This is a genomic window from Antrihabitans stalactiti, from assembly GCF_012932915.1.
GTDB lineage: Bacteria > Actinomycetota > Actinomycetes > Mycobacteriales > Mycobacteriaceae > Antrihabitans > Antrihabitans stalactiti.
The window spans coordinates 469,449-484,542 of record NZ_VCQU01000001.1 but is presented as its reverse complement, the minus strand read 5'-3'; the positions used below and the strand labels follow the sequence as shown (position 1 = coordinate 484,542).

12 protein-coding genes are annotated in these 15,094 nt (G+C 62.5%); 7 read left to right on the top strand and 5 right to left on the bottom strand.

Features of this window, described 5'->3' with window-relative positions; translation table 11 throughout:
* Nucleotides 1-49: 49 nt before the first annotated feature.
* Nucleotides 50-1,249 (top strand): CoA transferase, encoded by a 1,200-nt coding sequence (locus FGL95_RS02400; protein ID WP_169584572.1) that lies wholly within the window; start codon nucleotides 50-52, stop codon nucleotides 1,247-1,249.
* Between the two features lie 48 nt (nucleotides 1,250-1,297).
* Entirely contained in the window at nucleotides 1,298-2,278 is a 981-nt protein-coding gene (locus FGL95_RS02395) for a zinc-dependent alcohol dehydrogenase family protein (RefSeq protein WP_169584571.1), read from the top strand.
* A 21-nt stretch (nucleotides 2,279-2,299) separates the two neighbouring features.
* Here FGL95_RS02395 and FGL95_RS02390 read toward each other — a convergent pair whose 3' ends face one another.
* On the bottom strand, nucleotides 2,300-3,544 hold the full coding sequence (locus tag FGL95_RS02390; protein WP_169584570.1) for a helix-turn-helix domain-containing protein: 1,245 nt from the start codon (nucleotides 3,542-3,544) through the stop codon (nucleotides 2,300-2,302).
* Between the two features lie 205 nt (nucleotides 3,545-3,749).
* Here FGL95_RS02390 and FGL95_RS02385 point away from each other — a divergent pair, with 205 nt between their 5' ends.
* The 4 genes from FGL95_RS02385 (at nucleotide 3,750) to FGL95_RS02370 (ending at nucleotide 9,685) form a co-directional block, all read left to right on the top strand.
* Nucleotides 3,750-6,326, top strand: a complete 2,577-nt coding sequence (locus FGL95_RS02385) for a flavin-containing monooxygenase (protein WP_169584569.1) — start codon at nucleotides 3,750-3,752, stop codon at nucleotides 6,324-6,326.
* Nucleotides 6,327-6,427: 101 nt separating this feature from the next.
* Entirely contained in the window at nucleotides 6,428-8,083 is a 1,656-nt protein-coding gene (locus tag FGL95_RS02380; RefSeq protein ID WP_169584568.1) for an AMP-binding protein, read from the top strand.
* A gap of 46 nt (nucleotides 8,084-8,129) precedes the next feature.
* Nucleotides 8,130-8,897 carry an IclR family transcriptional regulator gene (locus tag FGL95_RS02375; protein ID WP_169584567.1) on the top strand — a complete coding sequence of 256 codons (768 nt, stop codon included), beginning with the start codon at nucleotides 8,130-8,132 and terminating at the stop codon, nucleotides 8,895-8,897.
* 203 nt (nucleotides 8,898-9,100) lie between these two features.
* Complete coding sequence (locus FGL95_RS02370) at nucleotides 9,101-9,685, top strand: hypothetical protein (RefSeq protein WP_169584566.1); 585 nt, start codon at nucleotides 9,101-9,103, stop codon at nucleotides 9,683-9,685.
* Nucleotides 9,686-9,796: 111 nt separating this feature from the next.
* Here FGL95_RS02370 and FGL95_RS02365 read toward each other — a convergent pair whose 3' ends face one another.
* The 4 genes from FGL95_RS02365 to FGL95_RS02350 are packed head-to-tail and all read right to left on the bottom strand — an operon-like array spanning nucleotide 9,797 to nucleotide 13,777.
* Nucleotides 9,797-10,624 (bottom strand): HTD2 family dehydratase, encoded by an 828-nt coding sequence (locus tag FGL95_RS02365; RefSeq protein WP_169584565.1) that lies wholly within the window; start codon nucleotides 10,622-10,624, stop codon nucleotides 9,797-9,799.
* Nucleotides 10,621-11,778, bottom strand: coding sequence for a CaiB/BaiF CoA transferase family protein (locus FGL95_RS02360; RefSeq protein ID WP_169584564.1), 1,158 nt, complete (start codon nucleotides 11,776-11,778; stop codon nucleotides 10,621-10,623). Before FGL95_RS02360 ends, FGL95_RS02365 begins: the two co-directional genes overlap by 4 nt.
* 44 nt (nucleotides 11,779-11,822) lie before the next feature.
* The gene (locus FGL95_RS02355) at nucleotides 11,823-12,623 is read right to left on the bottom strand and encodes an aldolase/citrate lyase family protein (protein WP_169584563.1); all 801 of its coding nucleotides are present in this window, start codon (nucleotides 12,621-12,623) and stop codon (nucleotides 11,823-11,825) included.
* Entirely contained in the window at nucleotides 12,620-13,777 is a 1,158-nt protein-coding gene (locus FGL95_RS02350; RefSeq protein WP_206071384.1) for an acyl-CoA dehydrogenase family protein, read from the bottom strand. The genes FGL95_RS02355 and FGL95_RS02350 overlap by 4 nt, the downstream gene beginning before the upstream one ends.
* Before the next feature lie 178 nt (nucleotides 13,778-13,955).
* Between FGL95_RS02350 and FGL95_RS02345 the strand changes: the two genes are divergently transcribed.
* Complete coding sequence (locus FGL95_RS02345) at nucleotides 13,956-14,900, top strand: LysR family transcriptional regulator (protein ID WP_169584562.1); 945 nt, start codon at nucleotides 13,956-13,958, stop codon at nucleotides 14,898-14,900.
* Nucleotides 14,901-15,094 lie beyond the last annotated feature (194 nt).

The following is a 15,094-nucleotide window of genomic DNA, read 5'->3' as shown; positions in this document are numbered from 1 at the left end:
GGTCTTGCAGCTTATCTCGCACAAAGCGAGGATATGAAGGGAGAACGACGTGGCTGGTCCTTTGGCCGGATTGCGAGTAGTCGACCTCACCCAGGTGCTGGCAGGCCCCTATTGCACCATGCTGCTGGCAGACCTCGGGGCCGACGTCATCAAGGTTGAAGGCCCGGGCGGGGACATGGCCAGACAGTGGGGCCCGCATCCGGACGGTGCGGAGAATGCCGCCGAGAGCTACGGCGGCTACTTCGCCAGCGTGAACCGAAACAAGCGCAGCGTCTGCCTGAATTTGAAGGACAGTGCCGATCGCGAACGGTTCTACGCCCTTGCCGAGGGGGCCGATGTGCTGGTGGAGAACTACCGGGCCGGTGTCATGGACAAACTCGGATTGTCGTGGGAGTCGCTGCACCGCCGATTCCCGAAACTGGTCTACGCAGGGATCCGCGGATTCGGCGACCCGCGGACGGGAGACAGCCCCTACCGGGACTTTCCCGCCTTCGACATCATCGCCCAGGCGATGGGCGGGCTGATGAGCGTCACCGGCGAGGATGCCGCCCACCCCATGAAAGTCGGACCGGGGATCGGTGACATATTTCCCGCCGTCCTTGCCGCGGTCGGAATCCTCGCGGCCGTTCGGGAAGCCGAGAACACCGGGGCCGGACGGTTTGTCGACGTAGCGATGTACGACGCCGTCCTCGCGCTGAGCGAACGGATCGTCTACCAGCACTCCATAACCGGACACAGCCCTGAGCCGCAAGGCAATTCGCATCCCATCCTGTGCCCGTACGGTGTAGTCGCCACCGGCACGGGTGCCGTTGCGTTGGCGGCGCCATCGGACATCCATTGGGCGCGGCTTGCCACGATCATGGGGCGTCCCGAGCTGGCTCTCGACGCCCGATATATGACGAACGACGCTCGACTGCGTAATGCCGAGGACGTCTACTCTGCGGTGGGAACATGGGCGCAGACCCTGTCGACCGACGAGGTCATAAGACGCCTGGCCGGGCTTGTACCGTGCGGCCCGGTCAACACCGCGGCCGATATCGCACGCGACGATCATGCGGCAATGCGGCACATGATCGTCGAGGTGGAACACCCTGCGGGCCAACCGATCCAGATCGCGGGATGCCCGATCAAACTGGCCGGAAACCCCGAACCTCGTTACCATCGTGCCCCGCTTCTGGGCGAGCACACCGACGAGGTTTTTGCCGAACTGGGGCGGCGCGCCACCACGTTGATTGCAGATGTTCTCTGACCAAGCGCGAAGAATTGTGGACTGGTGGATTGTGAGAGGTTGGCGAGCATGACGAAGATGGTGCATTTCACCGAATTGGGTGGCCCCGAGGTTCTACAGGTCACCGAAGTCGAGCTGGACCCTCCAGGTGCGGGCGAAGTACTCGTGGACATCGAGGCGATAGGACTCAATCGGTCCGAAACGATGTTCCGCACCGGTACCTACATCGAACCCACGAGGTTGCCCGCTCGCATCGGATACGAGGCAGCGGGAACGGTGCGCGAGGTCGGAGAGGATGTCTCGCGCTGGTCTGCCGGCGATCCGGTCAGCGTCGTACCCGCTTTCTCGATGAACGACTATGCGGTCTGCGGCGAGCAGGCCGTCGTTCCGGCGCGTTCACTGGTTCCCAGGCCGGTTGACGCGGTCACCGGAGCCGCGGTGTGGATGCCGTTTCTCACCGTCTACGCCGGGCTGCTCGAACCCCACATCATGCGGCCCGGAGACACCGTCCTGATTACGGCAGCTGCGAGCAGCGTCGGCCTCGCAGCCATCGCGGTGGCCAAACGGATCGGAGCCCACCCGATCGCAACGGTCAGAACGGGGGAGAAGGCGCAGCAGCTTCTCGATGCAGGTGCCGCTCATGTCATCGTTACGGATGAGAGCGACCAAGTGGAGGTGGTGCGCGATATCACGGGCGGGCGCGGGCTCGACGTGGTGTTCGACGCAGTGGCCGGTCCTGCGGTGGAACAACTCGCTGAGGTGATGGTGCCGGGTGGGACGATCGTGATCCATGGACGGTTGTCTGGCGCGCCCACGACCTATCCCACCCGGACGATGCCCGATCTGATCATGCGCAGCTTCACCCTATTCGGCATGACCTACGACCCCGAGCGGCTTCGCCGGGCGGCGGCTTTCGTTGTCGCCGGCCTGCAATCGGGAGACTTCACGCCCCATGTGGACCGGGTATTCGAGGGTCTGGGCTCGGTCGTCGCCGCCCACCGCCACCTGGAATCCAACACTCAATTCGGCAAGATCGTCCTCAAGGTCTGACAAGGCTGACCTAGCTCGAAATCAGTTGTCCTTGTTCGCATCCGGTAGGAGGACAGCCGAACCGAGCTGCGCAGTCAGGTGCAGGGCAACCTCCAGCGCAAGCCGGTCTGCCTCGAGCGAACGGCCGAGGACGCGCTCGGCATGGTCGAGTCGATACCGCACCGTGTTGTGGTGCAAACCGAGTTGTTTGGCCGCGGTGCGGTAGCCGCTTCCAGCCGCAAAGAATGCCTGGAGCGTATCTCGTAAACGGGCGGATGCGGCGTTGTCGACTGCGAGCGGTCCCAACTGGGAGGACACGAACGCTCGCGCCCAGCCCGGGTCGAGTGAGCACAACGACGCTACGGCCACCTGCTCGTAGGACACTACTGTTCCGGCGCCACGCCCGGACAACAGCCCGACACGTAGGGCTTCCTCGGCTTCGCGATGACTGGCTCGAAATCCTTCCACCCCGGCGCCCACGCGGCCGAATCCGGCTATCACCGGTCCAGTGAGGGCCAAAAGTGAAGGCTGCGATGCACTTTCGACCGGAACCCAACACCAGGCGGTTGCCATGTCGACCCGAACGACGAGGGCTCGACGTGTCGCCATTCCAGCCGTGATCTCGCGGGCGACGGCCTCCAATGACGGACCGCGTTCGGCGGATGCAGTCCTGTGCAGCACGAGGGCAAGGTGGTGGCCGTCGAGCTCGTAACGCAATCGCGAACTTGCGCCGGACAAGTCGGCATCGGTGTCTGCATCGAGAATCTTTCGGACCGCTTCGACTTGTACCAACGCGCCTTCGCGTGCGAGCCGTTCGGCTTCGTACTGGGCTTCCGCGGTCAGCCGTTCCAGCACGCGCTCGAGCCAACCGAGCAGAAAAGTGGTCCCGGCGCTGGTTACGGATACAGCGATTGCCGCGTCATGACATTGCGTTCGAACAGCCGCCGCCCAGCGCGCGCACCAGTACGCGATCCCCAGTCGATAGCCACGCTGCACAGTGGTGACCGTCACCCCCTGCCGGATGAATTCGTGTGTATCGCGAACGACTTCGTCAGAAGGGTTGATCACGTCCATCGAGACATCACGCAACAATCCGTCGACTATCGCTGTGCTGTTCGGATGAGCCGAACGACGCACGATCGCGGCTCCGTCCCCTCGAAGAAACCCGGGCTCCCTCGCCAAGATGTACTCGGCGCATTCGTCACCGATCGCAGGGAGCTCCGGCAGCAGAGCGCGCGCGACAGCATGTACCCCAACCCGGGTCGCCTCGTCCAAATCGTCGTACACCTGATGCACCTCTCGTACTCAATCCTCCAAATGGTCAAAACATGCCCCTGCATTTGACCATTCAGCTGACACCAAACCGTCGATGAAATTCTGTGCGCCAAAACGTCGCAAAGTTTGTCTGAGACTGACCACTTGGCCGATGACGCGTCCGCCCTACCAACATACCGTCCATACCAGTGATTCAAATCACCCAATGGAGGAAACTATGAAGACAGACACAGACGTCATCATCGTCGGAGCCGGATTCACCGGTTTGTACGCTGTTCACAAATTTCGTGATGAACTCGGTTTGCGCGTGCAGGGCTTCGACGGGGCGTCGGATGCGGGCGGAACATGGTTCTGGAACCGCTACCCGGGTGCCCGGTGCGACTTTCCGTCCGTGCACTACTCGTTCTCGTTCTCCCCAGAATTGAACGAGCAATGGCACTGGAGCGAGAAGTACGCCGGCCAGCCCGAGATTCTGCGGTACCTGCAGTGGTGCGCCGACAAGCTCGACGTGCGCCGGTCATTCCGGTTCAACACCCGCGTGACCTCGATGGTGTGGGACGACGAAGCAGCGCTGTGGACGGTCACCACGGATGACGGTCAGTCCACCACGGCGCGGTTCATCGTCGCCGGTGTCGGCAATGTCACGATCCCGAAGCCGAACGAATTCCCAGGCGAGGAAACATTCAAAGGCGAGGTTTACCGTACGTGCCGGTGGCCGCATGTGCCCGTCGATTTCACCGGCAAACGCGTTGGTGTCATCGGTACCGGCTCGACCGCCATCCAGCTCATTCCCGAGGTTGCGAAGCAGGCCGCGCATCTGACCGTTTTCCAGAGGACGGCCATCTACGCGATGCCGCTGCGCAACCATCCGCTGACAGACGAAGAGTCACGCAACCAATCCGAAAACTGGAAGGAAACCCGCGCACGCGAGCGCATGAGTTTCGCCGGCGTGCCTCTCGGTGAAGAACGAGCCCGCCCAACTTCGCTGGCAGATTCCCCAGAAGAGCGCAAGAAGGTCTACGACCGGGGATCCGCTAACGGTGGGTTCCACCTGCTGATCGAGACCTATCAAGACCTCATGTACAACATGGAGTCCAACGCCACCGTCTCCGATTACATCCGCGACCACATTCGCAGTCGCGTCAACGACCCGGAAATTGCAGAACTGCTGTGCCCCAACGACCATCCCTACGGCAGCAAGCGGGCACCGTTCGAGACGGACTACTACGAGACCTACAACCGCGACAACGTCACCCTCGTCGACGCGAAAAGCGCCGCGATCGAGGCGATTACCGAGACTGGTGTCCGTACGGCGGCCGATGAGTACGAATTCGACGTCATCATCATCGCCACCGGGTTCGACCCGTGGACGGCGGCGCTCGAGAAGCTGAATATCACGGGTCGCAACGGACTCAAGCTCGAAGACCATTGGGAATTCGGACCCAAGACCTATCTGGGCCTGATGATGAACGGGTTCCCGAACTTCTTCGCCATTACAGGACCGCAGAGCGCTACCGCGCTCTACAACATTCCGCTGGCCTCCGAGGATCACGTCGATTACTCCGCGGATGCGGTCAAGCGCGTTCTGGACACGGGCGCACGCGCTATCGAACCCACCGGTGAGTCAGAGGTGGTGTGGAACACCTTGGTCGAGGGAGTGCTCAACTTGACGATCATCCCCAAATCGCCCAACACGTGGTACGTCGGTGCCAACATTCCGGGCAAACCTCGTGCGGCATATATCTTCCCGTCGGGTGCGCCGCTGTATCGGGCGATCTGTCAGGATGTCTGGGACAGCGGCTACGGCGGCTTCGCATTCGACGGGCAAGCCAACCCGTTGCCCCCAATGGTGCGGGTCGATCCAACGGTCGCGATCGTTCTCGGCGCAATGATCATGCAAGGCGTAAAGCCGATGGAAGAAAGTACTGTCGAGGAGATCCGCGCTGTCGTGGGCGGACTGACCGCCTTGCAGGCTCCGCGCCGCGACGTACCGGTCGAGGAGGTCACCTACCCGAGTCCGTCGGGCCAGGCGTTGCCGGCGCGGATCTACACGCCGGAAGCAGATGGCCCGTTGCCGGTTGTCGTCTTCTTCCACCCAGGTGGCTGGGTGTCCGGCGATGTCGAGGGCTCCGACGAGCAGTGCCGCGCTCTGGCACATGAGTTGAATGCGATCGTCGTCTCAGCCAACTACCGGTTGGCACCCGAGGACCCTTTCCCCGCCGGCACCGACGACACCTATGCGGCGCTGTGCTGGGCGGCAGAGACCATCGCCGAACGTGGCGGTGACCCCGATCGTCTGGTGGTGATGGGCGAGAGCGCGGGTGCGTTGCTCGCCGCCGTGGCGGCGCAGCGCGCGCGCGACGAGGGCGGGCCACGGTTGGCGGCGCAGGTGCTGGTGTACCCGGCTCTCGACCCACAAGCGGAAACCGCCTCGCGGGTCGAATTTGCCCGCGGCCCATTCCTTTCCGCGGCAGCCACCGACATGATGTGGGGTGCCTACCTCGGCGAAGAGGTGAACGGAACTTCGCCGCTGGCGTCACCGGTGCGGGCAGAGTCGCTTGCGGGCCTTCCGCCGGCTTTGGTGATCAGCAACGAACTCGATCCGTGCCGAGACGAGGCCGAGGACTATGGGCATGCCCTTGCCGCGGCCGGGGTCGATGTCGAGGTCCGCAGGATCGCGGGAATGATTCACGGGGTGTTCGGAATGTCCGGCCTCATTCCCCGGACCAGTGAGTACCACGAGGCAATCACGGTGTTCCTCGCAAAGCGCCTGGCGCCCGTCGCTGTGTCCTGATGTGTCGTGTGGGTGGCCGGCCCTTCCGGGTCGGCCACCCACAAAACTCCCCGACAAAGAACGCGGCACGAACACTTTCGACTATGCAGGAAGCCTGATCGATGACAAGCCCTACCGTTTCTGAACCGCTCAGTTATGTCTCCGGTGCATGGGATCTCCCGCTACTCGGCGACACGATCGGTGACAACTTCGACCGTACCGTTGCGCGGTACGGCGACCGAGACGCGCTCGCTGACTGCGCCAACAACCGGCGTTGGACCTACGCCGAACTCGCCGACGAGATCGATGCTCTCGCGCTCGGCCTGCTCCAGGCAGGTATTGGCAAGGGCGACCGCGTTGGCATCTGGGCACCGAATTGTGCCGAATGGGTATTCGTCCAGTACGCCACCGCCAAGATCGGTGTGATCCTGGTCAATATCAATCCGGCGTACCGTGCCCACGAACTGCGATTCGTTCTGAATCAAGCCGGAATCCGGATGCTTATCGCGGCTCCGCGTTTCAAGACCTCGGACTACGCAGCAATGATCGCTGAGGTGCGCGCCGACTGTTCTGCGCTGGAACACGCTGTCCTACTTGGAGACAACGAATGGGCACGCATCGTCGACACAGGTCGGGCAGCACTTCCCGCTGACCGCAGTCGAGTACGCGCAGCTCAACGCAGCTTGACCCCCGATGATCCGATCAATATCCAATACACCTCCGGTACCACCGGATTTCCCAAGGGCGCCACCCTCAGTCACCACAACATCCTCAACAACGGATTCTTCGTCGGCGAGTTGTGCCACTACACCGAGCAGGACAAAGTCTGCATCCCCGTGCCCTTCTATCACTGCTTCGGCATGGTGATGGGCAATCTCGCCTGCACGAGTCACGGTGCGACCATGGTGATTCCGGCGCCGGCGTTCGACCCGAAAGCGACCCTCGCTGCCGTGGAGGCAGAGAAGTGCACGTCCTTGTATGGAGTGCCGACGATGTTCATCGCCGAACTCGGCCATCCGGACTTCGATACCTTCGACCTGTCGAGCTTGCGAACCGGCATCATGGCCGGGTCGCCGTGCCCGGTCGAGGTGATGAAACAGGTCATGAGCCGAATGGGCATGACCGAAGTGTCGATCTGCTACGGCATGACCGAGACGTCACCGGTGTCGTTGCAGACACGCAGCGACGACACCATCGACCAGCGGGTGTCGACCGTAGGGAGGGTCGGCCCACATCTCGAGGTCAAGATCATCGATCCCGCAACAGGATTGACCGCACCTCGCGGCGAGCCCGGCGAGCTCTGCACCCGCGGCTACTCGGTGATGCTCGGCTACTGGGATCAGCCGGCAAAGACCGCAGAGGCCATCGACGAGGCGCGGTGGATGCACACCGGCGATATCGGCGTCATGGACGCCGACGGGTACGTCTCGGTAACCGGGCGCATCAAGGACATGGTCATCCGCGGCGGCGAAAACATCTACCCGCGTGAGATCGAAGAGTTCCTCTACACCCATCCAGACATCGTCGATGCTCAAGTCGTCGGAATCCCCGACGACAAATACGGCGAAGAACTGATGGCATGGATCCAAATGCGCAGCGAGGCAACACCACTGACAGCGCAGACAGTGCGTGACTTCTGCACCGGCAAACTCGCTCACTACAAAATCCCACGCTACGTGCACATCGTCGACGAATTCCCCATGACCGTAACCGGCAAGATCCGCAAGGTCGAGATGCGCGAACTGTCCGTCGGAATACTCGCCGAAACCGGTCAGTAGGACCGCATGGTGCTGTCGGCAGTATTCTCGTTTTCGAGAGGCGATCATGCCTGAGCCCCCTCTCGTCGTCACCGCCGAGCCGGATGGACTTACCTCGGTGTTGAAGAAGGCATTCGCAATTCTGGACGCATTCGATCACCAACACCCCGTATTGCCGGTCTCCTCGGTGATGAGACGCACCGGGCTGCCGAAATCCACGACGTACCGTGTTATCGGGGCGTTGATGGAGATAGGAGCCGTCGAAAGACACTCCGGGGGTTATCGACTCGGGCGACGGATGCTATCGGTCGGTGCGTCCCCTGCGGAACGATCGATGCGCGACGTCGCGCTCCCGCATCTGCGCGCACTGCACCGACGATGGGAAAGCACGGTGCATATGGCCGTCTTGGACGGTCAGATGGTGCTCTTCCTCGAAAAGCTATGTGCACCAAACACGATAAGCACACCAGTGATCGTCGGTGGACGACTTCCAGCGACCTCGACCGCATTGGGCAAAATCCTGCTCGCGCAAGATTGCGCGCCTGCGAGCGCAGTCCGGAAATCTCAGGCGCCGTATCGGCGCCCTGGTTGCGAAGTTGGTCATCTCCGCGAGATCGCTTACGACCGGGGTCATCTGAGAGTCGATCTCAGTTGTGTCGCAGCACCGGTCTCGGCGAACGGCGTTGTGCTAGCTGCTATTTCGTTTGCCTACCCGAGCTCGGAAGGGGACGCCGCGTACCTTGTTGGACCTCTTCGAGAAACCGCCCGGACAATAGGGCGCGAACTTGCCGGTCTGCCGGCGGCGACCTTTCGAAGCATGCTCGCAGGACTGTGAGTCGGTAAAACGTCAGCTAGCCTTCGACCCACACATCCATTGCATCGCAACGTAATTGCATCAATTCTCCTGCCGAGAAAGGTGACCACAAACAGTCTCGGAATTCGAGACTCGGGCTAGTTGCCGGCCAGCATTCCGTCCTACTCTTTGCGCACGCGGAACGTGATGCAGCACAAGATCCTAACCGTAGTGAGATTCAGAAGATGCTGCAACGCAACGCTTTCAAGATCACCGCCAACTTAAGCGCGGTTGGTTTCCATCCATCGAAAGGAACTATTACAATGGCGACACACTCAACGGGCATCCGCTCAACTCGTACTATCGCATTACTGGCCATTGCAGGCATTGTGGCGTGTGCCCTGATCCTGGCTTTCACGGTTCTGACGTGGCTTCAGGTGCCGGCTCCGGTCGGAGCCGCATTTGGCTTCACCGACCTCAAGCAAATGACTGAAACTCCGAACGTGCCAACCACCTCGATCCAGCACGCGTACTTCGCCTGGTTGGCATGGACCCTGCTGGTGGTAGTGGTTTCGATCACTGCAGCGGCGGTGCTGCTTCGGACACGGTTCGCCGGCGTCGCGGCGACGGCGGCCGCTTTTGTGGCACTCATTCTTCAGGTGCTGGCGGCCAAGGGCCCGATGACGTGGTCAGCGTTCTTCGATACGTTCGACCAGTTTCGTGCCGGTGCGTACTTTGCGATCGGGTCCTGGTTGGTTCTACTCGCGGTCGGTGTTGCGATCGTGGTGGCGTCGGGCAGCACGGCTGAGCGCGAATTGGTGACCACCTGAATCGGTTTGTCGCCGCCCACATGCGCATTGCGCCGGCTGCCGTCGAACGACCGGCCGGCGCAATGTTTCCATGTGCAACGTAAGCAATCGGATTGCGTGGGTCACCGTCTGTCAATGTGCGAGAGACAGTGCGCCTTTGGCAGTGATGCGGCCGTACTTGTCGCGAACTGATGTCGTCGTGGTGCTGTCGTCGGCGTTGCTGTTGGCCCGGACCACCAGACCCTGGTTATCGAACAGCGGTGCGACGGATCGGTGATCGAAAACCAGACCAGAGATGGCCTGGTGTCCTCGGGCGCGAGCAGCTTCAGCCATCACGGTGGCTTGTAGCGGGCCATGGGTGACCAGACCGGGATAGCCTTCGATATCGCGGGCGTAGTCGCGGTCGTAGTGGATGCGGTGCCCGTTGTAGGTCAGGGCCGAGTATCGAAACAGCAGCGTCGGAGTGATCGGAACCGACCATTCATCTTGTGCGGCAGGGACTTCGGTCAGTTCAGCGGACTGGGCAGGCGCTGCGGTCGCGACCGCATCGCGGTAGACAAGGTCTTGGCGTTCATCGATGACGAGGATTCCGCGCTGTGTGATGCGGTGGTTCACGGTCACGAAGGTCAGCCTGCCAGTGCGGCCTGTCTTTTCCTGTTGGTCAACGACTTCGGTGCGGCGAGTGGCGGGCTCGCCGACCCGCAGTGGAGCCAGTGTGCGAACCTGTCCGCCCGCGAACATGCGACGGCGGCCGGGTTCGGGTGGTTCGGGGATGCCTCCGTGTGTGGGATGGCCGTCGGCGCCGAGGTCGCGCTGTGCCGGTCGGTCGAGTAAGTAGATCCAATGCCACAGCAGCGGCAGGCCCTCGACGATATCGGGTAGCGGAACGTCGAGTAGTGCCGCCAGGGCCTCGGCGGGGCCGGGTACGAGTACCTCGGTTCTTTCGATCGGGGGTGTCATCTGCTCTGCTCCTGTCTCTTGGGTGCGAACTCTGCGCGGAGGGTGGTGTTGTGCTCGCCAAGGCGGGGAACGGCGCCCATTCGGGGTTCGCGGCCTGCCACGGTGACCGGTGGAAGGAGGGCTCGGATCGCGCCGCCTGGGGAGGCGACCTCGCGCCAGCGGTTGCGGGCCTGCAATTGGGGGTGTTCGGCGAATTCTGCGGGAGTGCGAAGTCGGGCGCATGCGATCCCGGCTTTGTCGAGCACGTCTACGGCGGCGTCGGCTAAGAACGGACGCAGCGCAGCCTCGATGATCGTTGTGATCTCGCTGGTGTGTGCGACCCGTTCGGCGTTGCGAGCGAAGCGCGGATCGTCGGTGAGTTCCGGGCGTCCGAGCACGATCGCGCACAATTTGGCCCATTCCCGATTGTTCTGGACGCTGAGGAAAACCGACGCGCCGTCACCGGCCTTGAACGGTCCGTACGGTGCGATGGAGGGATGTCGAGCTCCTGTACGGCGAGGTGGCTGCTCGCCATAGACGGAGAAATAGGTGGGCTGCATCATCCATTCGCCGAGCGCATCGATCATCGCGACCTCGAATGTAGATCCGTTGCCGGAGCGTTCGCGTTCGTAGAGAGCGGTGAGGATGCCCGTGTAGGCATACATGCCGGTTGCTATGTCTGCCACTGAGATTCCGACTTTGGCGGGCTCGTTGTCGGTCCCCGTCGTTGCGAGCAGGCCCGTCTCACATTGGACGAGCAGGTCGTAGGCCTTCTTTGATCGGTACGGGCCGTCGGATCCGTAGCCCGAGATCGAGCAGTGGATCAAGCTTGGTTTGCGTGCGCGGAGGGTGGCGGCGTCGAGCCCGAGGCGTTCGACCGCGCCGGGAGCGAGGTTCTGCATCACGACGTCTGCGCTGTCGATCATCGTGTCGAGCAGTACGCGGTCATCGGCGTCTTTGATGTCGAGTTCGATGCTCTCTTTGCCGCGATTGAGCCACACGAAGTAGCTGGCCTCGCCGTGGACCATGTGGTCGTAGTCACGCGCGAAATCGCCGGCGTCGGGTCGCTCGATCTTGATCACCCGCGCGCCGAGGTCGGCGAGTTGCCGCGTCGCGAACGGAGCCGCGACGGCTTGTTCGAGGGAGACGACGGTGATGCCGTCGAGTGGTTGCATCGAGGTTCCTCTGACGGTCGCGCCGGGCTCTGGTCGGGTGTCGATCATGTTGCGCGCGTGAGGATTCGCCGAGCACGCGCGATGACCGGTGCATCGATCATGTTGTTTCCCAAACGGACCGCGCCGGAATCGTCGGCGGTGGTAGCGACGACCTCGCGCGCCCAAGCGATGTCGCTGTCGGTGGGCAGGAAGGCGGCGGCCGCGGGGGCGAGCTGGGCGGGGTGGATGCACAGCTTTCCACCGAATCCGAGGTGCCGGGCGTGCTGAGCAGCAGCTGCCACCGCAGTGGTGTCGCGGGCCGCGACGGTGACCCCGTCGATCGGTGCGGGTAGGCCGGCGACTCTCGACGCGAGGACGAGTGTGCTGCGTGCGAGCAACATGCTGTCGTCGCCTTCGGTCGCATCGATGTCGACTGCAAAATCGATCGAACCGAACGCGAGTTCCTCGACGCCCGCGACCGCTGCAAGCTGGTGGGCGTTGTGGATTCCGAGCGCAGACTCGACGAGGGCTACGAGGCCGCGCCCGGTCCTGAGACGCTGTGCGAGGTTTGCGAGGCGGGTGGGGTTCTCGGCCTTCGGAACGATGATCCCTCGTAGGCCGGGTGATTTGACGATCGCGGCAATGTCGTCGGCGTACCAAGTGGTGCTGTGCGCGTTGATCCGGACCCACGCCTGTCCGCTCTCGTCGAGCCAGTCAGCGACCGCGCGTCGGGCAGCCGGTTTGTGATCGGGTCCAACAGCGTCCTCGAGATCGATCACGACTTCGTCTGCGCCGCTCGAGGCGGCTTTGGCGAATCGCTCGGGTCGATTGCCGGGGACGAACAGCCATGTGGCGGAGGTGTTCACGACCGGACCTTGTTGCGCGCCACTAGTTGTTTGGTGATGACGTTCTTCTGGATTTCGTTGGTGCCTTCACCGACGATCATGAGTGGCGCGTCGCGGAAGTAACGCTCCACGTCGAATTCGGTGGAGTACCCGTAACCGCCGTAGATGCGGACGGCGTCGAGAGCGATCTGCATGGCGGTCTCCGACGCGAACAGTTTCGCCATGCCTGCTTCCATGTCGGCACGTTGCCCGGAGTCGTAGCGTCGTGCCGCGTACATCACCAGCTGGCGGGCGGCGGTGAGCTTTGTTGCCATCTCCGCGAGATAGTTGCTGATGGACTGGTGTTTCCAGATCGGCTGGCCGAAGCTCTCGCGTTCCTGCGCGTAACGCAGTGAATCTTCGAGCGCGGCGCGGCCGACTCCGAGCGCCCGCGAGGCGACTTGGATGCGGCCGATTTCGAGTCCGCGCATCATTTGTGAAAAGCCGTGACCCTCGTCTTTGCCGAGCAGCGCGGTCTTCGGGACGCGGAAGTTGTCGAAGGTCAGCTCGCAGCTTTCGATTCCCTTGTAGCCGAGCTTGGGTAGATCGCGTGAGACCTCGAAGCCTGGTCCGTGCTCGACGAGGAGGATGCTGACACCGCGATGAGCCGGGGTTGCGTCGCGGTTGGTCTTGCACATCAACGCGATCAGCTGTGACCGGCGCGCATTGCTGATCCAGGTCTTCGATCCGTTGATGACGTAGTCGTCGCCGTCGGCGCGGGCCCACGTCCGCATGGCCTGCAGATCGGATCCGCCGCCGGGTTCGGTCAGCGCCATCGTGGCTCGGATTTCGCCGGTCGCCATCTTAGGCAGGTAGTGGTCCTTCTGCTCTTGTGTGCCGTAGGCAAGGAGGAGTTTCGCAACGACGGTGTGTCCGCCCATCGCGCCGGCCAGGCTCATCCAGCCGCGGGCCAATTCTTCGGTGACGGCGGCATAGCAGGGGACCGACACGCTGACTTCTCCCCACGGTTCGGGGATCGCGAGTCCAAAGATTCCCATCTGCTTCATCTGATCGATCAGCTTTTCAGGGTAAGTGTTGGCGTGTTCGAGCTCTTGGACAACAGGTTTGACCTCGCGATCGACAAACTGTTCGACCAAGGCAACGATCTCGGTCTCGTCGTCGTTCAGCTCGTACATGGTGGTTGTCCTTTCGGGGCTCGGTCGGGTGTCGCGAAGCATCCGGCCACTCGAACGCGCCTTTGAAACGGCGCGATGTCGCCCGTAGCTCCATCATCACTGCTGATCTATGCTCATGTGAAATAGCAATTGGTGATGGACGCATGTCCTCAGCGCATAGCCGCAGTTGGTGGGAACGATGGATCTGAAACAGCTCAAAGCGCTCGTCACGGTCGCAGAGGCGGGAAGTGTGACCAAGGCGTCCCAGCTGTTACATCTGGTGCAACCGGCGGTGACGCGGCAGATCAAAACTCTCGAGCAGGAGCTGGGAGTGCCTCTGTTCGAACGCACCCGAGAGGGGATGCGTCCCACCGTCGCGGGTGCAGCGTTGGTTGAGCGAGCGCGCCGGGCGCTCAACGAACTGGATCGAGCACGTGCGGAGATTCGGCGCGACCCGGGTCCAGTTACCGGTATCGCAACCGTGGGGTTGCTCGAGAGCACACTCGACGTGCTTGTCGAGCCGCTCGTCGAGCAGGTCGCGAAACATCACCCAGGTATCCAATTGCGCTTACTGACGGCATATTCCGGGCACTTGCAGCAATGGCTGGACGATGGCGACGTGGATCTGTCGCTGCTGTACAACTTGCGCAGCACGCCGTCCCTACATGTGCAGCCGTTGCTGCGCGAACAGCTGTGGGTCGTCGCGCCGCCGAGTGCTGGGCTGTGTGTCGAACGACCGGTACCGCTGAAAGACTTGGTCGCCCGACCGCTGGTCATGCCCGGACCCGGGCACGGTTTGCGGGTTCTCGTCGACCAGGCGTGCGCCCGCGCGAAAGCGAGCCCGCACATTTCGATCGAAACGAACTCGATGCGCCTGCAGAAGAAGCTCGTCCTCGCCGGCCACGGCTGGACGATCCTGCCCGCATCGGGCGTATCCGCAGATGTTGCGGCGGGTCAGTTCAGCGCCGCGCCGCTCGCCGATCCCGAAGCAACCCGAGACCTCGTTCTCGGCACGCCACGAACTGGACGTCCGGCACCGGCGGTCGATGTTGTTGCTCGCGAATTGGTTCGCATAGTCGGCTCCCTCGTCGCGGATGGAAAGTGGCCGTCGGCCAGGCTCTTCGAGACATCCCCAGTGTCATAGCGCACTTTGCGCGCGGCTCCCGCCCGCACGAGAAAGCACGCGAGCCTTGCGGGCCGTGGCGGCAACGCCCCGCGGTCGGCGGTACGAAGCGAGATGGCCGAATTCATCCGGCCGATATCCGGCCAAAATCTCGGAACACCCAGTCCAGCAAGTCCGATAGCGCTAGTTGGTGCGATGTGACCAGCGTAAACAGG

Excerpts from the sequence above, each read along its gene's own strand:
- FGL95_RS02385 (WP_169584569.1), top strand. The coding sequence starts at position 3,750 with ATGAAGACAGACACAGACGTCATCATCGTCGGAGCCGGATTCACCGGT.
- FGL95_RS02365 (WP_169584565.1), bottom strand. The coding sequence starts at position 10,624 with ATGACACCCCCGATCGAAAGAACCGAGGTACTCGTACCCGGCCCCGCC.
- FGL95_RS02395 (WP_169584571.1), top strand. The coding sequence starts at position 1,298 with ATGACGAAGATGGTGCATTTCACCGAATTGGGTGGCCCCGAGGTTCTA.
- FGL95_RS02375 (WP_169584567.1), top strand. The coding sequence starts at position 8,130 with ATGCCTGAGCCCCCTCTCGTCGTCACCGCCGAGCCGGATGGACTTACC.
- FGL95_RS02380 (WP_169584568.1), top strand. The coding sequence starts at position 6,428 with ATGACAAGCCCTACCGTTTCTGAACCGCTCAGTTATGTCTCCGGTGCA.
- FGL95_RS02370 (WP_169584566.1), top strand. The coding sequence starts at position 9,101 with ATGCTGCAACGCAACGCTTTCAAGATCACCGCCAACTTAAGCGCGGTT.
- FGL95_RS02350 (WP_206071384.1), bottom strand. The coding sequence starts at position 13,777 with ATGTACGAGCTGAACGACGACGAGACCGAGATCGTTGCCTTGGTCGAA.
- FGL95_RS02345 (WP_169584562.1), top strand. The coding sequence starts at position 13,956 with ATGGATCTGAAACAGCTCAAAGCGCTCGTCACGGTCGCAGAGGCGGGA.
- FGL95_RS02360 (WP_169584564.1), bottom strand. The coding sequence starts at position 11,778 with ATGCAACCACTCGACGGCATCACCGTCGTCTCCCTCGAACAAGCCGTC.